Here is a 20181-nt window from a genome sequence, read left to right on the forward strand (position 1 = left end):
CATGTCCAGCGAGTCCGCCGCGCCAGCCATACCCGCACCATCGACGCGGCAGCGCATCATCGGTGCCGTCCTGCACATCATCGGCCAGGACGGCATCGCCGCGGTCACCAACCGGCGGATCGCCAAGGAGGCCGGCGTCTCGCTCGGCTCGGTCACCTATCACTTCGCCAGCCAGCACGAACTGCTGCGCGAGTCGATGCTGCACTTCGTGCACGAGGAGACACGTCGGCTCACCGAACTCGCCGACGCGGGCAAGGCCGAGGGCGTCGACGTCGACGGCGCGGCCGCCCTGGCGGCCCAGGCCGCGGGCGGACCGGCCTTCGACACCGAACACATCGCGCCGTTCGAGCTGTACATCCAGGCCGGGCGCGACGAGCGGCTGCGTGAGGCGGCCGCGGAATGCTTCACGGCCTACGACCGACTTGCCGCACAGATCCTCACGGCCCTGGGCGTCCCCGACGCCGACCGTCTCGCCGCGACCACCGTCGCCCTGGTCACCGGTCTTCAGCTGCGGCGCCTGGCAACGGGCTCCCCGGCCGAGGACCTCACGGACGCCCTGCTGCTCCTGGTGCGCGGGGCGGGCTGACCGTCCGGCCGGACGGGTGCACGCGGGCGCGGGCGTCCGCAGCAGCCGCCTCCCGCAGCATGGGCCATGTGGACGACGAAGGCAGGGGCCCCTCGTGCGGCGACGCTGCCGAACGGGTCAGTGCCGGGCCCGGTCTCGCCGACGGACGCAGCGGAGCGACGTACGTTGTGCATCGGCACGCCCGGGCCGGGCTCCCCTCCCGGTGGTGCCGTGGCAACGACCGCACGGCCGAAAGAGGCGCCTGGAATGTTGCGGATGCACGGCCGACCCCTGTCCGGGGCGGCCGGAACACTGGGCAGGAACGCGGCGGCGGCACTCGTGGCCGTGGGGCTGCTGGCGGCCACGGCGTGCACCGCGTCCCCGGCCGCGGTGCCCCGGGCCGCGGCTGCCCGGACACCGTCCCCGGTCGCTTCGGCCCGCGCGCTGAGTCCGGCCGTGACGGCACGGCTCGACAAGGCCATCACCCGGACGATGAAGCAGGCCGGCGTCCCGGGCGTCATCGTGGGGCTGTGGATTCCGGGCAAGGGCGAATACGTCCGCTCCTTCGGCGTCGCCGACAAGAGCAACGGCACCGCCATGTCCGACGGGCTGCGGATGAGGATCGGCAGCGAGACGAAGACCTTCACCGTGACCGCGTTGCTGCGCCTCGTGGACGAGGGGAAGGTCGGACTCGACGACCCGGTGTCCCGCTATGTACCGGACGTCCCCGGGGGCGACCGGATCACTTTGCGTCAACTGGCCGAGATGCGCAGCGGGCTGTTCTCGTACACCGATGACCCCGAATTCGACAAGGCGTTCCTCTCCGACCCCAACCGGGTGTTCACACCGCAGCAATTGCTCGCCTACGCCTTCGCGCACCCCCCGGGCTTCCCGCCCGGGCAGAAGTTTCAGTACTCCAACACGAACACGATCCTGCTCGGCCTCGTCGTGGAGAAGGCGAGCGGCAAGAGCCTCGCCGACTACCTCAGACAGGCGGTGCTCGAACCGGGCGGCCTGGACGACACGCTCTTCCCGGTCGGGGCCGAGTTCCCGGAACCACATGCCCAGGGCTACACCGACCAGACGCTGAACGGCGAGGAGGCCAATGCGACGGACTGGGACCCCTCCTGGGCCTGGGCCGCCGGAGCGGTGATCTCGGACCTGTCCGATCTGCGCCGGTGGGCGCACATCGTCGCGACGGGAACACTGCTCGAGCCCGCCACCCAGGCCCAGCGGCTGCGCACCCTTCCCACCGGCTATCCCGGCACCGCCTACGGCCTCGGTATCTTCACCAACCACGGCTGGCTCGGACACAACGGTTCACTGCCGGGCTATCAGACGGTGGTGGTCTACCTGCCCTCGGCGAAGGCGACGCTGGTGGTGCTCAGCAATACCGACAACAACTACCGGGGCAACGAGAACAGCACGCTCTTCGCCAAGGCCATCACCGGCATCGTGACTCCTGCCAACGTCTACGACCTGCCACCCGCACCGCCCGCCCCCGCGTCCCCCTCGGCCTCCCCGTCCTGACGAGGGCGGCGCTCACCCGCGGAAAAAATTCAGGTGGACGCGGCCCTTGCCTCTGCTACCTTCCCGGCATGAAGCGCGCCGGTCTTGTGACGACGACGCCGGAGAGTGTCCCGGCGCGCTGACAGACGTCCTGATCCGAAGCCCCGGGCGAGTGGCCCCGGGGCTTTGCCATGGGGGTACCCCGGCCCAGGGCCGGCGGAGGTCACTCGGCCGGCATTCCGCGAGGAGAGCGCCATGCACGACCACCGCAAACTCGGCCGTGAACTGGGCCTGTTCGACACCGACCCGCTGATCGGCGCCGGTCTGCCGTACTGGCTGCCCGACGGCGCGACCGTGCGGCACACCCTGGAGGAGTACATCCGCGCCGCGGAACGGCGTGCGGGCTACCGGCACGTGTACTCGCCGGTGCTCGGCAAACGGGAGCTGTACGAGATCTCCGGGCACTGGTCCCACTACAGCGAGGACATGTTCCCGCCCATGGACCTGGGCGGTGAGCAGGTCGTGCTGCGGCCGAGCCTGTGTCCGCACCACGCGCTGATCTACCGCTCCCGCTCGCACAGCTATCGTGAGCTGCCGCTGAGGATGGCCGAGCTGGGCGGCATGTTCCGTGCCGAACTCTCGGGCGTGCTCGGCGGGCTGACCCGGGTCCGGGCCATCCAGCTCAACGACGCACACATCTTCTGCACCCTGGACCAGGTCGCCGAGGAGGCAGAGGCCGCCCTGGACATGATCCGCCGGGCGTACGGGGCCCTCGCCATCACCCCGGCCCGCTACCGGCTCTCCCTTCCGGGCCCCGGCGGGAAGTACGTCGCCGCCCCCGACAAGTGGCAACGGGCCACCGCCCTGCTGACCGAGGTTCTCGACCGCTCGGGTCTGCCGTACGAGGCGGCCGAGGGCGAGGCCGCGTTCTACGGACCCAAGATCGACGTCCAGGTCACCGACAGTGCAGGCCGGGAGTCCACCCTGTCCACCGTGCAGGTCGACTTCCACCAGCCCGAACAGTTCGGTCTGCACTACATCGGCGCGGACGGAGCCAGACACCGGCCCGTCATGGTCCACCGCAGCATCATTGGCAGCGTGGAGCGGGCCGTCGCCCATCTCGTCGAACAGCACGGAGGTGCCTTCCCGGCCTGGCTCGCCCCCACCCAGCTGATGGTCCTCCCGGTCTCGGAAACCGAACTGCCGCAGGCAGCGGCCCTCGTCCGGCGCTGTGCCGGACTCGGACTGAGGGCGGAGACCGCCGGGCCGGAACGAGGCAGCCTGGGTGCGCGGATCCGGGAAGCACGCCTCGTGCCCTACCAGGCCGTCATCGGCGCCAGGGAGGCGGCCGGCGACCAGGTCGCCCTGCGGCTCAGGGACGGACGCCGGATCGCCCCGCGGTCGGCCGACGAGGTGCTCGCGCTCATCGGCGCCCTCGTGGATGCCCACAGCACCGACCTGTGGGACGACGCCGCCACCGGCTCGTAGCGGACAACTCCGCACGGTCCACACGGTTTCCACGGAACCCGCCACCCCTTCCCGACCATCCTCCCGACCGGATGCCAGACAAGGGCGAGAACGAGGACGGGGCCATGGGCAAGACGGCGCGGTGGGAGAACGGGACCGGCGGGGAAGGGGAGGCGGGGCCCGCGGCTGCCCGGGCCCTCACCCGCCGCCGACTGCTCGGCGCGGGATTTGCGGCGGGCGCCGGGGTGGGAGCGGCCGCCTGGGCGGCAGGCGCATCCGCCGCACCCGGGGCCCCCGCCGCACAGGGCCGGGCCGCCCGGCCGCCCCGAGCCGGTGACTGGGCAGCGCTGGCGGGTGAGCTGGACGGAACACTCGTACGGCCCGGCAGCCGTGACTACGACGCCGCCCGCAAACTGTTCAACCCCCGTTTCGACGCAGTCCGGCCGGCCGGTGTCGCGTACTGTGCGCGGCCCGAGGACGTCCGCAGTTGTCTGGCGTTCGCCCGCCGGCACGACGTGCCCGTCGCCGTGCGCAGCGGAGGGCACTCGTACACGGGCTGGTCGTCCGGGCCCGGCCTGATCGTCGACGTCCAGAGGATGGCGGCCGTCTCGCTCACGGGCAACACGGCGACGATCGGCGCCGGGGCCAAACTGATAGACGTGTACGACCGGTTGACGGCACGCGGCCGGACCGTACCGGCAGGATCCTGTCCCACCGTGGGTATCTCCGGACTGGCCCTCGGCGGCGGCATCGGCGTGGTCAGCCGCGCCTACGGCCTGACCAGCGACAGTGTCGTGGGCGCCCGCATCGTCACCGCGGACGGCCGCATCCGGAACGTGGACGCCGGGCACGACCCCGATCTGTTCTGGGCTCTGCGGGGCGGCGGCAACGCCCAGTTCGGAGTGGTCACCGAGCTCCGGCTGCGCACCCACGCGGCGCCGCAGTGCACCACGTTCTTCCTCAGCTGGCCGTGGGCCCGGGCAGCGGCAGTGGTTCGCGAGTGGCAGCGGTGGGCTCCCACAGCGCCCGACGAGATCTGGGCGAACCTCCACCTGTCCGCTCCGGTGGGCGGCCGGCCGGGATCGGTCCGGGTCGGCGGACTGACCCTCGGACGGCGTGGCGACCTCGAGAACCGCCTCGACCGCCTCGCCGACGCCGTCGGCGCGCCCGCACGATCGATGTCCGTGCGCACCCGGCCGTTCATGGATGCGATGAAGGTGATGGGCGGCGTGTCCGGCTTCACCATCGCCCAGGCCCATCAGCAGGGCAGCCTGCCGGGCCGGACCGCTCAGGGCCGGGTGGCACGCGAATCGTACGCAGCACGTTCGGACTTCTACACCCGGAGCATCCCGGCCGACGGGATCAAGGCGCTGCTCGCCCGGGTGGAACGGCTCTCCGCGCTCGGTGGAGGCGGCGCGGGCAGCATAGCCCTGGACGCGCTGGGCGGCGCGGTGGGGCGGGTCCGGGCGGCCGACACGGCATTCGTCCACCGCAACGCGCTGTTCCTGGCCCAGTACATCGTCTCCTGGCCGGACAACGCCTCCGCGACCACCGTGGCCCGGCACCAGGCATGGCTCGACGGTACCCACGGAGCGATGCGGCCCTGGGCGAGCGGCCAGGCGTACCAGAACTACACGGACCCCAAGCTGCGGGACTGGCGCCGGGCCTACTTCGGTGCGAACGCCGGCCGTCTGGCCCGGGTGAAGGCCTCCTACGACCCCGGACGTCTCTTCCGCCACCCCCAGGCCTTCTGATCCAACAGCGGTCAACTTCCGGGGCGGGTTCGGCGTCACTCCATGGGCAAAGGGCGATCAGCCCCAGGAGTGACCGGAGGCCATTTGTGACACGTCCACGTCGTGCAGTACGGAGCGCGTTAACCGCCCTTGTCCTGACCGCCACCGCGGGAGCCGCCACTGCCACCCCCGTGTCCGCCTACGCGGTGCAGGACATGGCAGGGGACGGTTCCCGCGGCGTACCGGCGGCAGTCCCTTCCGACCGCCTGTCCGGCGGCGGCCACCGGGCGACTCAGGCCGCACTGCGGCAGCTGGTGGAAGCCGGCGGACTGCCCGGCGCGGCGGCCGTGGCCCGGGACGGCGGGCATACGTGGTTCGGCTCGGCGGGCCTCGCGGACACAAGGACGCTGCGGGAGCGCTCGGCCGGTGACCACTTCCGGGCGGCGAGCATCACCAAGGTGTTCATCGCGACCGTCCTCCTCCAGCTGGAGGCCGAAGGAAGGCTGAGTCTCGACGACACCGTGGACGAGTGGCTGCCGGGGCTGGTGCGGGGGAACGGGAACGACGGTCGCGCCATCAGCCTGCGCCAACTGCTCAACCACACCAGTGGCCTGCCCAATCACACCGACGACCCCGCATTCCGGCACAACGCCGTCGGCAAGGGCTTTCCCGAGCACCGCTACGACACCCACACCCCCGAAGAACTGGTGTCGATCGCCATGAAGTACCCGTCGGTCTCCGCGCCGGGCAAGCAGGCGTTCTACTCGAACACCAACTACGTCCTCGCCGGCATGGTCATCGAGAAGGTGACGGGACGTCCGTACGCCGAGGAGGCCGGACGCCGCATCATCAAGCCGCTGAAACTGCGCGAGACGTCGTTCCCCGGGACCGGGGCACGGATGCCGAGGCCGCACCCCGTCGGTTACTCCCGCTTCCACGACCCGGCACCAGATGCCAGGATTCACGACGCCACCGAGCAGAACATGACCTGGCTCGGCGCATCGGGCGATCTGATCTCCACCGCGGGCGACCTGAACCGCTTCCACCGTGCACTGCTGCAGGGCCGGCTGCTGCCCCGCGCCCAGATGAAGGACATGCTCGAGGCCGTCCCGGGAACCGAGGGGTTCGGGTTCGGGCTCGGGGTCGAGACCGCCACCCTGACCTGCGGCATCAGTGTGGTCGGCAAGACGGGCCGCACCAACGGCTCGCTGTCCGCGCTGGTCGGCACGGTGGACGGCGAGCACCAGCTGACGTTCAACATCAACGGCGACTGGCTCGTGGACCCTTCCCTCTACATCAACGTGATCGAGGCCGAGTTCTGCGGCAGGGTTCCGGAAGCCGGCGGGCAGGACCCGGCCGGGCACCGGTCGTGAGTGTGATCGCGCCCGGGTGGGACGGGCCGGCTGCGCCGGGCAGCCGCAGCGCAGGGTCATGAGTCAGCATGGCCCCGGAGTGAACAGCGCGACGACGAGCAGGACCAGCAACGCCCAGCCGAGCATCCCGATTCCCCGGCGCTGCGGGTTGCGTCCCTGATGCCATGCGCTGACCTCGTGCGGAGCGTCGCCCGTGGCCGATCAGCGTACGACCGGATGTCCACGGCGGGGTCGGGCTCCTGCGCACCGCCCGTGCGCAGGAGCCGCGTGGCCCGCTTCCGTACCGGGAAGAAGGCGACGGATCAGCCGCACAAGGCGTCCCGTCCAGGTGGAAGTTGCCCGAAATATACCTGGTGTCCACCTTCCTGATGCCGGGTGTCGCCGGGGATGTCGGTCCGGCGTGCTTTGCTGGACGCATGACCGAAGAGTTTCTGTCCGGAACGACGGGGAGCCCCTGGGAGTCCGGCAACCTTGCCCTGGTCGAGGAGGCGGTCCGCAAGGCGGCCGCCGCCGAGATCATGCCGCGCTTCCGGCAGCTCGCCGCGCACGAGATCGTCGAGAAGAACGGCCCGCACGATCTGGTGACGGTCGCCGACCGCAGCGCCGAGGAGCACCTCACGGCATCCCTCACCGCACTGCTGCCGGGCTCGGTCGTGGTGGGCGAGGAGGCGGTCCACGCGGAACCGGCGGTGTACGACGCACTGCACGGCGACGCACCGGTGTGGATCGTCGACCCGGTCGACGGCACACGGCAGTTCGTCCAAGGCGACCCCGGCTTCTGCACCCTGGTCGCGCTGGCGCTGCAGGGCGAGGTGCTGGCGTCCTGGACGTACGCCCCTGCGCTGGACGAGATGGCGGTCGCGGTGCGCGGGCACGGTGCGCGGCTGGACGGGGCGCCGGTGCGCGCGGGTTCCCCCGAGCCGGGCGCGGTCCTCGAAGTGGCCATGTCCCACCCCGATTTCACCACCCCGGAAGAGAAGCAGGCCCTGCTCGCCCTGTTCACCGAGGGCATCCATGGCCGCCCCTGCGGCTCCGCCGGCCTCGAGTATCTCGCGGTCGCCCGTGGTGAGCTCGATGCGGTCGCGTTCTCGTGGGAGAACGCCTGGGACCACGCGGCAGGACTCCTCCTCGTCAGTGAGGCGGGCGGCACCGATCTCACCTTCACCGGCGAGCGCTTTCGCATCGCCGGCTCCAACGCGCTGCCCTTCACCGCCGCACGCGACGCGGCGACGGCCCGCCGTCTGCACGCCCTCCTTGCGCCACAGCCGCTCGGCCGGTCCTACGACGGGGTCTGACGGCACGGGATCCCGGGTCGTCAGGCGATGGACGCCCTGGTCTCCCGCACCAGGTCCGCCGCGGCGGCGACCGCGTCCGTGTCCAGTCCGCGAAGCGCCGCCGCGACACGGGATGCGAAGTCGGGCGGGGCCGACGGGAGGGACGAGGCCGCTGTCAGTGCGCCCTTTTCGTTGAGGAGCCACACTCCGTGGTGGGCGTGGAGCGACTGGGCGAGGATGCCGAAGGCGCGGGAGAGGCACAGCGAGACGTGCAGTGCATCGCCCGAGCCCGCGGACCTGGCCGCCGCTGCCACCGAGAACTCCGCCTCCCACGCCGCCCCGGTCAGCGCCCGCCGCAGCGGTTCCGGATACACGGCCGTCCTCGACCGCAGATCGGTCAGCTCGCCGGCCGGGTCCGCCAGTACCCGGCACAGGGCCACCTCCCCCGCGTAGGCGGGGGACCAGAAGCCCAGCGGGTGACCCGCCTGGTCGCCCACCTGGTAGCGGCCCGCGCGGCAGTCCGCCCAGACGGACTCCACCCGGTCCAGGTCCCGCAGGATCCAGTCGACCTTGACCCCGTCCACCGACAGCCAGGCGCCGCCGTTCACCCAGGGCCCCCAGCCGCCCGGCCCCGCCACCTCGACAGGGGAGCCCGTCACCTCGGCGGCAAGAGCGGCAAGCCCCGCCCCATCCGGCTCACCCCGGTAGTAGATTCCCACGTCCCAGTCGGAGTCCGGTCTGTGCGTCCCGCGGGCCCGGCTGCCGCCCAGGGCGACGGCACGCACGCCCCCCACGCGCGCAAGCCGCGCCCCCATTGCTTCGATCACCTCGTGCATCGCGGCAGAAGCTACCCCAGGCCCTGTTGAGCGCGCCGCCGAATATGCTGGACACCTTGGCCATCGGCTGACGAAGGAGTCCGAAGGTGCCGTCGATGCTCGATGCCGTCGTTGTGGGTGCGGGACCCAACGGACTGACCGCAGCTGCCGAGTTGGCCCGCCGCGGCTTCTCGGTCGCGGTGTTCGAGGCCCTGGACACCGTGGGCGGCGGAGCCAGGACCGAGGAACTCACTCTCCCCGGTTTCCGCCACGATCCGTGCTCCGCCGTGCATCCGCTGGGCGCGGGCTCACCCGCCTTCAAGGCCATGCCGCTCGCCCGGTACGGGCTGGAGTGGCTGCACGCCCCGCTCCCCATGGCCCACCCGTTCGACGACGGCACCGCCGCCGTGCTGTCCCGTTCGGTGCCGGAGACCGCCGCATCCTTCGGCCCCCGGGACGCGGGGGCCTACCGCCGTCTGGTCGCCCCCTACCTCGGCAAGTGGGACACGCTCGCGCGGGACTTCATGTCCCTTCCGCTCACCGCGCTGCCCCGTGACCCGGTGACCCTGGCCCGCTTCGGTCTCGACGGTCTGCCGCCCTCCACCTGGCTGCTGAGGCGGTTCCGCGACGACCGGGCCCGCGCACTGTTCGCCGGGCTCGTCGCACATGTCATCGCCCCGCTCCACGGCATCGGTACCGGCGCGGTCGGCCTCGTCTTCGCGCTCGCCGCGCACGCCGGCGGCTGGCCGATGCCGCGCGGCGGTTCCCAGTCCATCTCCGACGCCCTCGCCGCGTACGTGAGGGACCTGGGTGGCGTGATCCACACCGGCGCCGAGATCAAGCGTCTCGACGATCTGCCGCCGGCACGCGCCTATGTCTTCGACACCTCCCCGACCGCGCTCGCCAGGATCGCGGGCCTCGGCCGGGCCTACGACGGCTACCGTTACGGAGCGAGCGTCTTCAAGATCGACTACGCCCTGGACGGCCCCGTTCCCTGGACCGCCGAAGCGCCCCGCCGCGCCGGCACCGTGCAGATCGGTCCGAGCACCCGAGAGATCGGCACGGCGCTCGACCAGGCGTCGGGCGGCCGCGCTCCGCGGACCCCGTTCCTGATCACCGCGCAGCCCAGCCTCGTCGACCCCTCCCGTGCCCCCGCGGGCAAGCACGTCTTCTGGGCCTACGGTCATGCGCCGCACGGCTGGGAGGGGGACCTCACCGAGGCGATCGAACGCCAGATCGAGCGCTTCGCTCCCGGCTTCCGTGACCGTGTGCTCGCCCGTGCCACCGCCGGCCCTCCCCGACTGGCCGCACGCAACGCCAACTACGTGGGAGGGGACATCGCCTGCGGCGCCGCGAGCGGTCTTCAGCTGCTGCTGCGCCCCAAGCTGTCGCTCTTCCCCTACTCGACACCGCACCCGGCGGTCTTCCTCTGCTCGTCGGCGACCCCGCCGGGGCCGGGCGTGCACGGCATGTCGGGGCACAATGCCGCGAAGGCGGTGTGGCGGCACCTGCGCGGACGGTGATCCCGGCAGTGGACGATCAGCGCGCCGCGGTGTCCGCGCGATGATGGAGGTATGAGCAGCCCCGCCATCACCCTCGTCCGTGGTGACATCACCGAGCAGCACGTGGACGTCATCGTCAACGCTGCGAACTCCTCGCTCCTCGGCGGTGGCGGGGTCGACGGCGCGATCCACCGGCGGGGCGGGCCCGAGATCCTCGACGACTGCCGCAGGCTGCGGGCCTCGCAGTACGGCAAGGGCCTGCCGACCGGACAGGCCGTCGCCACCGCGGCGGGCAGACTGCATGCCCAGTGGGTCGTCCACACCGTGGGGCCCGTGCACAGCAGCACCGAGGACCGTTCCGAGCTCCTCGCCTCGTGCTACCGCGAATCACTGCGTGTCGCCGCCGAGTTGGGCGCCCGATCCGTCGCCTTCCCCGCGATCTCCACGGGCATCTACGGCTGGCCGATGGACGACGGGGCCCGGATCGCGGTGGAGACGGTGCGGAACGCGGAGACATCGGTGGAGGCGGTCCGCTTCGTTCTGTTCGACGAGCAGGCGTACACGGCGTTCGCGGCGCAGCTGGACTGATCGCCCCGGTGCTGCACGCTGCCCGTCACGCCCCTTCCGGTCCCTCGACGCGTCACCGGGAGGAGCTGCCCCGGCCCGGCACCCGGTCGCGGTCCGGGAACCCGCCCGGCCGATGGACGATCCCGCCTCTCGGCGAACAGGCACAGGGCAAATCAAGGCTGCCCAGGCAGCGGAAAGCTGATGTCGCATTCTCGCCAGCCGGACCCGCGCCCGTGCCCGATGCTTGAGCCATGCACCCCGCCATGCACACCGACACCGAGCGCTGCGTACGGGCCGTCCGGTCGAAGGACGCACGCTTCGACGGCTGGTTCTTCACCGCCGTCCTGACAACCCGGATCTACTGTCGACCCAGCTGCCCGGTCGTACCGCCCAAGGCCGAGAACATGACGTTCTACCCCAGCGCGGCCGCCTGCCAGCAGGCGGGTTTCCGGGCGTGCAAGCGCTGCAGGCCCGACACCAGCCCCGGCTCCCCGGAGTGGAACGCCCGTGCCGACGCCGTCGCGCGAGCCATGAGGCTGATCCAGGACGGAGTCGTCGACCGTGAGGGCGTCCCCGGGCTCGCCGCCCGGCTCGGCTACTCCACCCGGCAGATCGAGCGCCAGCTGCTCGCCGAGGTCGGAGCCGGACCGCTCGCCCTGGCCCGGGCACAGCGTGCGCAGACGGCGCGACTGCTCATCGAGACGACCGCGCTCCCCATGGCCGAGGTCGCCTTCGCCGCCGGATTCTCCTCCATCCGCACCTTCAACGACACCGTCCGTGAGGTGTTCGCGCTCTCCCCGAGCGAGCTGCGCACCCGCGCCGGTCGCCACCGCGAGGAGCATCAGGCGACGCCGGGCGTGCTCGTGCTGCGGCTTCCGTACCGCGAGCCGCTCAACCCCGACAATCTCTTCGGACACCTCGCCGCGACCGCGGTGCCCGGTGTGGAGGAGTGGCGGGACGGCGCGTACCGCCGCACGCTCGGGCTGCCGCACGGACACGGCATCGTGGCCCTGGCACCGCGCCCCGGCCACATCGCCTGCAAGCTCTCCCTCACCGACCCGCGCGACCTCACCCTCGCCATCAGCCTGTGCCGCCGCATGCTCGATCTCGACGCCGACCCGGTCGCCGTCGACGACCAGCTGCGCACCGATCCGCTGCTGGCGCCGCTCGTCGACAAGGCGCCGGGCCGACGTGTACCGCGGACGGTCGACGCGGCGGAGTTCGCCGTACGGGCCGTGCTCGGCCAGCAGGTCTCCACCGCCGCGGCCCGCACCCATGCGGCCCGGCTGGTCACCGCACACGGCACACCGATCGCCGATTCCGAAGGCGGACTCACCCACGTCTTCCCCGCTCCCGGAGCACTGGCCGGACTCGACCCGGAGTCCCTCGCCTTTCCCCGCAGCCGCCGCACCACCCTCACCACACTGATCGGTGCCCTCGCCGACGGCACCCTGCGGCTCGGCCCCGGCACCGACTGGGACGAGGCCCGCGCCCGGCTCGCTGCGCTGCCAGGGTTCGGCCCGTGGACCGTCGAGGTCATCGCGATGCGCGCGCTCGGTGACCCCGACGCCTTTCTCCCCACGGACCTCGGGATCCGCCACGCCGCCCGCGAGCTCGGCCTGCCCTCGACGCCGGCGGCCCTCACGTCCCGCGCCGCGGCCTGGCGGCCCTGGCGTGCCTACGCCGTCCAGTACCTCTGGGCCACCGGCGACCACCCCGTCAACCGTCTCCCCGTCTGAGGACCCCGAACCATGACCGTGGCCATGACCCGAGCCCACACCGTCGTCGACAGTCCGTACGGCCCGCTGACGCTCGTCGCGACGGACTCCGTCCTCAGCGGCCTCTACATGACCGAGCAGCGCCACAGGCCGGCCGAGGAGACCTTCGGCGACCACGACCCCCGCCCCTTCGGGGAAGCGATCCGCCAGCTCGACGCGTATTTCGCGGGCGAGCTGAAGGAGTTCGACCTGCCGCTGCACCTGGCCGGCACACCGTTCCAGCGCAGCGTCTGGGAACAGCTCCGTCTGATTCCGTACGGCGAAACACGCACCTACGGCGACCTGGCCGGCGCACTCGGCAGGTCCGGCGCCTCCCGTGCCGTCGGCCTCGCCAACGGCAAGAACCCGATCGGCATCATCGTGCCCTGTCACCGGGTGATCGGCTCCTCGGGGAGCCTCATCGGCTACGGCGGCGGGCTCGACCGCAAGCAGCGGCTGCTGGCGTTCGAGAACGGCGCGCCGGAGGGCGTGCTGTTCTGACGCGGGTGCTCAGTGCAGCCGCTTCAGCAGGGCGGGCAGCGCCGTGCCGATGGGTTCGCGCACGATCTCCGCGGCGAGTTCGTCGTACGGGGTCGGTTCCGCGTTCACAACGATCAACCGGGCGCCGTGCTCCGCCGCGATCCCGGCGAGTGATGCGGCAGGCTGGACCTGGAGGCTCGTGCCGACGGCGATGAAGACCTCACAGGCCTTCGCGATCCCCATCGCCTCACCCAGCACGACCGGGTCGAGCCGCTGCCCGAACATCACCGTCGCCGACTTCAGGATCCCGCCGCAGACCCGGCAGGGCGGGTCCTCCTCGCCGTCCGCGACCCGCACGAGCGCATCCGCCATCGGCGAGCGCACATGGCAGCGGGTGCACTCCACCTGCCGTGCGGTGCCATGCAGTTCGATGACCTTGCGCTCGGGCAGTCCGGCCCGCTGATGCAGCCCGTCGACGTTCTGCGTGATCACTCGTACCGCGACCCCGTTGTCCGCACGCTCCAGCTCGGCCACCGCCCGGTGCGCGCCGTTCGGCTCTGCCCGCAGCGTCGGGCTGTCGCTCCGCATGCGCCACGAGCGGCGCCGGATCTGCGGATCAGCCATGTAGTAGTCGTAGGTGACGAGTTTCTCGGCCTCCGGATCGCGTCGCCACAGACCGTTGGGTCCACGGTAGTCGGGAATGCCGGAGTCGGTGGAAATACCGGCGCCGCTGAGAATCGCGACGAGAGTCATGCGGTGAGCGTACGCACGACACCGGTACGGCGGCGACCGGATTACCCGGGGTCGCGCACGCCGGCCCGCGCCACGTACAGGGCACGGTCACCCACATGAACAGGGGGCGCAGGCGGTGAGCCGCTGCAGCCCCGGCCGGGCGCCGGAGCCGCTGTCGAGCAGCCCGTCACGGCATACCGGTTCGCGGCCGGGTCGGTGACCGCCATGGCGCCGAGAAGGGCGAGGCCGGCCCGGCGCCGCAGGAGCAGGAGTGCCAGGGCGGCCGGATCCGGCAGGAGCAGCGACGACCGGGACAGGTCCGGGCGGGCAGGCGGGCATGCGCTGTGCGCGGAGGCGCCCTACGCCCGCAGATCGAGGGCGTGGGAGACGGTTCCGACGAGGGGTCCGGCGCAGTACACGGCCGATGTCAGCCCCGACTGATCAGCCGGCCGGGCGTCCCTCCACCAGATCCACCGGGCCCGTGCCCGCCGTGAGCGCGTCGAGCGCGGCCAGGACACGATGGCCCAGCGAGCCCAGCAGATACGTCGTGATCTCGTCGCGCGCGACCAGCTTCCACGACACCAACTCCTCCTCCTGCAGCCGGATCGCCGTGAACTGCGCGTCGGTCAGCGTCCCGCCGTCAAACACATAGGCGATGAGCGGGGGTCTGGCCGGATCCCGCACCCAGTCGATGGCGAGCAGCCGTCCCGATGCGACGTCCAGACCGATCTCCTCGAGGGTCTCGCGCCGGGCCGCCTCACGCGGGGTCTCGCCCGTGTCGGACTCGATGGTTCCGCCCGGAAGTGCCCAGCCCTCCCGGTAGTTGGGCTCGACGAGAAGGACCCGGCCCCCGGTGTCGCGGAAGAGTGTGGCGGCGCCGGAGAGGATGCGCGGGAGCCCGGCGAGGTATGCGGCGTAGTCGGAGGTGGTCACCTGTGCAGCGTAACGGCCGGGCAGGTGCGTACCCGCGAATCGTGTCAGACGGACGCCAACCGTGCCGTGCGGTTGGCCAGTTCACCGATCCTCGAACCGTCGAAGCCGAAGACCGCGCTGCGCACCCGGTCCTCCAGGGGGCGGGTCCACTGGGGCGGGATACCGGCGGCGCCGCACAGGACCCCGGCCACCGAACCGGCCGTCGCCCCGTTGGAGTCCGTGTCCAGGCCCCCGCGTACGGTGAGGGCGATGGTGGCGGTGAAGTCCCCTTCCCCGTACAGCAGTCCGGCCGTGATCAGTGCGGCGTTGGGGACGGTATGGATCCAGCCGAGTCCGCCGGTCTCCCCGGCGAGCACATCGAGGGAGTCGGACCAGGGAAGGCCGCTGTCGTGGAGGGCGATGGTGCGGCGGACCGTGCGGGCGAGACGGCTGCTCGCCGGGATGCGGCCGAGGGCCGTCTCGACGGCTTCGCGGGCATCGGCCGCCGTGAACGCCGCGGCGATCATCGCGGCCGCCCACATCGCCCCGTACACGCCGTTGCCGGTGTGGGAGAGCACGGCGTCCCTGCGGGCGAGGGACGCGGCCCGGACCGGATCGCCGGGGCTGGTCCAGCCGAAGATGTCGGCGCGGATCAGGGCTCCGATCCACTCCTGGTGGGGGTTGTCGTACGTCGCCGTCAGCGGCGGTTTGAGCCCGGCCGTGAGATTGCGGTAGGCCGCCCGCTCCGCGGTGAACGTCTGGAGGTACGGAAGCCGCAGCAGCCAGAGCTCGCCCACCTGCTCCGTGGTGAACGCGAAGCCATGGGTCTCCAGAAGGTGGAGACCCAGGATCGCGTAGTCCACGTCGTCGTCACGGCAGCTGCCGTGGATCCGGCCGCGAACGCACTGACGCCACTCGGGGCGAAGCTCGAAACCGGCTGCATCCGTCGTGCCCGTCGTGTCCGCCGCCCCCGGCGGCGGCTCTGGCAGATAGTCGGTGAGCGGAAGCGCATCGGTGAGCCGGAGGTAGCGGTCGATGCGGTCACGCGTCCAGTAGTCACCGCGCTCGATGGGTTTCCCGAGCATGTTGCCGGCGATACGGCCCAGCCAGCCGCCCAGTATCCGGTCGGCCGTCGGTGTGCCCGCAGGAGGCCTCGGTGAAGGCGTCATGTCTGGGGTGTACCCCGTTCCGCCCGGGGACGGCTCAGGAACCGGTCGGATCGGTCCCCAGAATCTCCAGATAGTGCGCGTTGTACATGATCCCCAGAACATTCCCGAAGGGGTCGACGACGGACGCGGTGATGAATCCGGGCCCGCGCTCCGTCAACGCCTCGTGCTCTTTCGCGCCCATGGAGCGCAGCCGCTCGAGCGTCCCGGCCACATCGTCGACGTGCCAGTAGACGACGGCGCCGCCGGGGTCGGCGGGCCCGGTCGCGTGCCCGGCGGGGGCGTAGCGGCTGTCGATGATCCCCAGCTCGTGCTGGTAGTCGCCGATGCGGAATTCGATGTACCCCGGCCGCACGAAGTACGGGGGGACGCCCAGCAGCTCGCTGTACCAGTCATTCGCCGCGTCCAGGTCCGCGGCCCAGAAACTGACGGTGGTGAGTCCTCGCAGCATTTTCCGCTTCCTTCCCTCTCGGGTCCGGATCTTTCCGGGTCCGGTAGGACGGTAGGACTGAAACAGGTCAGTTTCTGTCCTCATGGGTCTCCCGTCCGGCGTACCGGTCCGCTCCTCACCGATCCCCTTTCCGGCCCTCTGGCGTCGCTCCCAGGCGGCCGGCGGGGGAGTGGCATGCCGTTCGGGCTCCGGATAGGGTCGGGGCGGCGCGACTGCCTGTTCGAAAGCAAGGGATAGCAAGGTGGCGAACGGAGCAGTTACTGCCGCGCGAGTGCTCGTCGCGGCGGACAAGTTCAAAGGCTCGCTCACGGCCGTGCAGGTCGCCGAGCGGGTGACGGCGGGACTGCGGCGGGTCGTGCCCGGGCTGGCCGTGGAGACCCTTCCGGTCGCGGACGGCGGCGACGGTACGGTCGCGGCGGCGGTGGCCGCCGGGTTCGAACGCCGTGAAGTGCGCGTCACCGGGCCGCTGGGCGAGCCGCTGACCGCGGCATACGCACTGCGAGGCAGCACCGCGGTGGTCGAGATGGCCGAGGCGTCCGGTCTCCAGCACCTCCCCGACGGCGTCTTCGCGCCCCTCACGGCCACCACGTACGGCTCCGGTGAGCTGTTGCGCGCCGCGCTCGACGCGGGGGCGCGGACCATCGTCTTCGGCGTCGGGGGAAGCGCGACGACGGACGGCGGCGCCGGGATGCTCGCAGCGCTGGGGGCACGTTTCCTGGACGCGCAGGGAGCTCCGGTCGGGCCGGGCGGAGGCGCGCTGCGCGAACTGGTCACCGTGGATCTGTCCGGCCTGGACGCACGCTTCGGCGAAGTCGAGCTGGTCCTCGCCAGTGATGTGGACAACCCGCTGACCGGGCCGAAGGGAGCACCGGCGGTCTTCGGCCCGCAGAAGGGCGCATCGCCGGAGGACGTCGCCACGCTGGATTCCGCGCTCGCCCACTATGCCTCGCTCCTCGGCCCCGAGCAGGCCGAGGCTCCCGGCGCGGGCGCGGCAGGCGGAATCGGCTACGGGGCGCTCGTCGCCCTCCACGCGAGCTTCCGTCCCGGTATCGAGGTCATGCTCGACATCCTGGGATTCGCCCCTGCCCTCGAACGATCCACACTGGTGATCACCGGCGAGGGTTCCCTGGACGAGCAGACCCTCCATGGCAAGGCCCCGGCCGGCGTCGCCGCGGCTGCCCGCGCGGCGGGCAAGGAGGTCGTCGCCGTCTGCGGCCGGATCACGCTCCCCCCGGAAGCGCTGGGGAGGGCGGGCATCGGCCGTGCCTACGCGCTCCTGGACCTGGAACCGGACCCCGCGGTCTGCATGGCGCAGGCCGGCCCGCTGCTCGAGCGGGCGGCGGAGAACATTGCGAGGGACTACCTGTCCTGAGGGCTGTCCCGTGATCCCCGGCGGGCGCACGACGGCGGCTACGGCACTCCACCGGCTGCCGCTGGGAGGCAACCCCCACGCTGCGTTGTCGGAGTGCCCGAATACGCCCAGCATGAGGACACCCGTCCACCTGACGATGCTTCCCCTCGCCCCCTGGCGGGCCCGGGGAGACCCCATGCATCCGACGCCGCGCGCTGATCCACCAGGGATAACGGGACAGCCCCTGGGGCCTCTCGTTTGGATCTTGCCGGGCTCGCGTGCCCCGGTACGCACGCTCGCCGCGTTGTCGTCGGTCGCCTACGCTCCGCGTGGGCTCCTTCCTCCGCCTTGCGATCGCACGCACCGGACCCCGCTCACTGATCCAGCCCGATCCAAACGAAAGACCCTGGCCGCTTCCGGAATCAGGACACCAGAAGCCCCCGGCCGTGCCCGGGGGCTTTCGTGGACCCCTGGTCGGGGCCGAGCCCACGTCCCGGGGATGGCCGAAAGACGCCCTTGCCATTTACCCGCCCTGCGAACCGCCTGTCCCGCCTCCCCAGCCCTCCCTAGCATGTGCGTCCTGCACGACCCGAATCCCGCCGATGTGAATGAGGACTGGATGCAACGCGAGTCGTGGCGCCCGGACGCCATCGACACGAAGGTGCCCAGCGTGGCACGGATGTACGACTACTTCCTGGGGGGCGACGACAACTACCAGTCCGACCGCGACGCCTGCGCCGAATTGCTCAAGCAGGTTCCGAGTACCAAGACACTGGCCGTCAACAACCGCCGCTTCCTCAAGCGCGTGGTACGTGTGCTCGCCGCCGAGCACGGAGTGCGGCAGTTCATCGACCACGGCTCCGGGCTCCCGACCCAGGACAACGTCCACCAGGTCGCCCAGGCCGTCGATCCGGCATCCCGCGTGGTCTACGTCGACAACGACCCGATCGTGCTGGCGCACGGCCGCGCACTGCTGGAGGAGAACGACCGTACGGCGGTCATCCAGGCCGACATGCGTGACACCGAAGGCATCTTCGGGCACGAAGAGACCAAGCGACTCATCGACTTCAGCCGGCCGGTCGCGGCGCTCTTCGTCTCGGTGATGCACTGCATCCCGGACGAGTCCGATCCGGCCGCACTGGTCAGACAGGTCGCCGAGCGCCTGGTGCCGGGCAGCTTCCTCGTGGTCTGCCAGCTGGTCAGCGACCGTCCCGAAATCCGCAGGTTCGTCACCGACTTCATGGCGGAGGCCACGGGCGGGCACTGGGGCCGGGTGCGCGAGGAGCGCGAAGTGACGGAGTACTTCGCGGGGCTGGAGATTCTGGAGCCGGGTCTGGTGGAGGTGTCGACCTGGCGGCCGGACAACGATCTCGCGCCGGTGCAGCTGACCGACGAGTGGATCGAGTGGGGCGGGGTCGCTCGTCTCGTATGACGCCCGGACCCCGGCGACGAAGCACCTTGCCCGGCAAGCCGCGGCCTGGGGCAGGATGCTTCGACAGCATCCTGCCCGAGGTCGCGGTGGCCCGTCGGGACCCGGCGTTCAGAGACTGCTCAGGCGCTCCTGGATCAGGACGCGCGATTCCTTGGGCGTGAGGGCGCACGCCCCCAGACGGTCCATCATGTCGCGGTACTGCTCGACGACCTGCGGTTTCTGACTGAAGGTGCTGTCCGTCAGATGCTCGATGTAGACGGCGTCCTTCAGATCGTCGACGGCGAAGCGCAGATAGGTCACACCCGTGCCGACGCCGACCGATGCGGTCACGTCCAAGGGCGCGATCTGAAGGGTGACACGGGGCTGCTCCGTCATCGCGACGAGATGCTCGAGCTGGCCGCTCATGACGTCCGGACCGCCGACCGTGCGCATCAGCACGGACTCGTCGATCACGGCCCAGAGGCGGGGGCCGTCCGACTGGCCGAGCTGCCGCTGCCGCTCCTGTCGCAGATCGACCCTGCGCACGACGTCGTGGGCGTACAGCCGGGTGGGCCCGGACTGGATGACTGCACGGGTGTAGTCGGGAGTCTGCAGCAGACCCGGCACGTAGAACGGCTCGTAGGTGCGGATCGTCGCGGCGGCGCCCTCGAGCGCGACCAGCGGAGTGAAGAAGTCGGACAGGACGTCGCTGAAGGAGCGCCACCAGTCGGGCCTGCGGGACTGATCCACCAGCCGCAGGAACTCCGCGACACGGTCTTCGTCGGTCACCCCGTAGAGACTGAGCAGGGCGAGGGCGTCGGCCGGCTTGCAGCCGTGTCGGCCGAGCTCGATACGGCTGGTCTTCGACCTGGAGAAGCCGAGCCGGTCGTCGACCGCGGAAGGATCGAGTCCGGCGCCGGCGCGCAGCTCACGCAGCTTGCCGCCCAGAATCAGCTTCAAGGCGGTCGGGTTGCTTTCGACCGCCCCCAGCGGCCCGACGAACAACGACGGGCTTGGTTCGACTGCAGCCATCGCGTGCTCCTGCGGATTATGTGAAGACGACGACACTATCCCGCACACGGTGGCGGGAGCCATGGGGAACTGGTCGGCCCCATA

Annotated in this window: 18 protein-coding genes; 12 read left to right on the forward strand and 6 right to left on the reverse strand. The window is 71.3% G+C overall.

Going from position 1 to position 20181, the window contains the following annotated elements:
* The first annotated feature begins 1 nt into the window (after window position 1).
* The 6 genes from AC068D_RS01750 to AC068D_RS01775 all read left to right on the forward strand — a co-directional run bounded on the left by AC068D_RS01750 (window position 2) and on the right by AC068D_RS01775 (window position 7942).
* A complete protein-coding gene (locus AC068D_RS01750) occupies window positions 2–586 on the forward strand; it encodes a TetR/AcrR family transcriptional regulator (protein ID WP_478820915.1) in 585 nt (194 codons plus the stop codon).
* Between the two features lie 255 nt (window positions 587–841).
* Complete coding sequence (locus AC068D_RS01755) at window positions 842–2095, forward strand: serine hydrolase domain-containing protein (RefSeq protein WP_478820916.1); 1254 nt, start codon at window positions 842–844, stop codon at window positions 2093–2095.
* A gap of 165 nt (window positions 2096–2260) precedes the next feature.
* Entirely contained in the window at window positions 2261–3562 is a 1302-nt protein-coding gene (thrS, locus tag AC068D_RS01760; RefSeq protein ID WP_478820917.1) for a threonine--tRNA ligase, read from the forward strand.
* A gap of 71 nt (window positions 3563–3633) precedes the next feature.
* The gene (locus AC068D_RS01765; protein WP_478820918.1) at window positions 3634–5295 is read left to right on the forward strand and encodes an FAD-binding oxidoreductase; all 1662 of its coding nucleotides are present in this window, start codon (window positions 3634–3636) and stop codon (window positions 5293–5295) included.
* 170 nt (window positions 5296–5465) lie between these two features.
* On the forward strand, window positions 5466–6647 hold the full coding sequence (locus AC068D_RS01770; protein ID WP_478820919.1) for a serine hydrolase domain-containing protein: 1182 nt from the start codon (window positions 5466–5468) through the stop codon (window positions 6645–6647).
* A 416-nt stretch (window positions 6648–7063) separates the two neighbouring features.
* A complete protein-coding gene (locus AC068D_RS01775; protein WP_478820920.1) occupies window positions 7064–7942 on the forward strand; it encodes an inositol monophosphatase family protein in 879 nt (292 codons plus the stop codon).
* 20 nt (window positions 7943–7962) lie between these two features.
* Here AC068D_RS01775 and AC068D_RS01780 read toward each other — a convergent pair whose 3' ends face one another.
* The gene (locus AC068D_RS01780; protein ID WP_478820921.1) at window positions 7963–8757 is read right to left on the reverse strand and encodes a nucleotidyltransferase domain-containing protein; all 795 of its coding nucleotides are present in this window, start codon (window positions 8755–8757) and stop codon (window positions 7963–7965) included.
* Window positions 8758–8843: 86 nt separating this feature from the next.
* Between AC068D_RS01780 and AC068D_RS01785 the strand changes: the two genes are divergently transcribed.
* From AC068D_RS01785 to AC068D_RS01800, 4 genes are all read left to right on the forward strand, one after another.
* Window positions 8844–10259, forward strand: a complete 1416-nt coding sequence (locus tag AC068D_RS01785; protein WP_478820922.1) for a phytoene desaturase family protein — start codon at window positions 8844–8846, stop codon at window positions 10257–10259.
* A 51-nt stretch (window positions 10260–10310) separates the two neighbouring features.
* Complete coding sequence (locus AC068D_RS01790) at window positions 10311–10826, forward strand: O-acetyl-ADP-ribose deacetylase (RefSeq protein WP_478820923.1); 516 nt, start codon at window positions 10311–10313, stop codon at window positions 10824–10826.
* 242 nt (window positions 10827–11068) lie between these two features.
* A complete protein-coding gene (locus AC068D_RS01795) occupies window positions 11069–12544 on the forward strand; it encodes a DNA-3-methyladenine glycosylase 2 family protein (RefSeq protein WP_478821381.1) in 1476 nt (491 codons plus the stop codon).
* Between the two features lie 24 nt (window positions 12545–12568).
* Window positions 12569–13063, forward strand: coding sequence for a methylated-DNA--[protein]-cysteine S-methyltransferase (locus tag AC068D_RS01800; RefSeq protein WP_478821382.1), 495 nt, complete (start codon window positions 12569–12571; stop codon window positions 13061–13063).
* A gap of 9 nt (window positions 13064–13072) precedes the next feature.
* Here the strand turns inward: AC068D_RS01800 and AC068D_RS01805 are convergent, their stop codons facing one another.
* The 4 genes from AC068D_RS01805 to AC068D_RS01820 all read right to left on the reverse strand — a co-directional run bounded on the left by AC068D_RS01805 (window position 13073) and on the right by AC068D_RS01820 (window position 16303).
* Window positions 13073–13795, reverse strand: coding sequence for an SIR2 family NAD-dependent protein deacylase (locus AC068D_RS01805; RefSeq protein WP_478820924.1), 723 nt, complete (start codon window positions 13793–13795; stop codon window positions 13073–13075).
* A 420-nt stretch (window positions 13796–14215) separates the two neighbouring features.
* Window positions 14216–14707 carry an NUDIX domain-containing protein gene (locus AC068D_RS01810; protein ID WP_478820925.1) on the reverse strand — a complete coding sequence of 164 codons (492 nt, stop codon included), beginning with the start codon at window positions 14705–14707 and terminating at the stop codon, window positions 14216–14218.
* Between the two features lie 44 nt (window positions 14708–14751).
* Window positions 14752–15855, reverse strand: a complete 1104-nt coding sequence (locus AC068D_RS01815; protein ID WP_478820926.1) for an ADP-ribosylglycohydrolase family protein — start codon at window positions 15853–15855, stop codon at window positions 14752–14754.
* A 34-nt stretch (window positions 15856–15889) separates the two neighbouring features.
* On the reverse strand, window positions 15890–16303 hold the full coding sequence (locus tag AC068D_RS01820) for a VOC family protein (RefSeq protein ID WP_478820927.1): 414 nt from the start codon (window positions 16301–16303) through the stop codon (window positions 15890–15892).
* A gap of 241 nt (window positions 16304–16544) precedes the next feature.
* Here AC068D_RS01820 and AC068D_RS01825 point away from each other — a divergent pair, with 241 nt between their 5' ends.
* Window positions 16545–17675 (forward strand): glycerate kinase, encoded by a 1131-nt coding sequence (locus AC068D_RS01825; protein WP_478820928.1) that lies wholly within the window; start codon window positions 16545–16547, stop codon window positions 17673–17675.
* Between the two features lie 598 nt (window positions 17676–18273).
* A complete protein-coding gene (locus AC068D_RS01830) occupies window positions 18274–19086 on the forward strand; it encodes an SAM-dependent methyltransferase (protein ID WP_478820929.1) in 813 nt (270 codons plus the stop codon).
* A gap of 108 nt (window positions 19087–19194) precedes the next feature.
* On the opposite strand, the gene AC068D_RS01835 is transcribed toward AC068D_RS01830, so the two are convergent.
* Window positions 19195–20097, reverse strand: coding sequence for a helix-turn-helix domain-containing protein (locus tag AC068D_RS01835; protein WP_478820930.1), 903 nt, complete (start codon window positions 20095–20097; stop codon window positions 19195–19197).
* Window positions 20098–20181 lie beyond the last annotated feature (84 nt).

It is taken from the genome of Streptomyces sp. NPDC043861 (assembly GCF_056435905.1).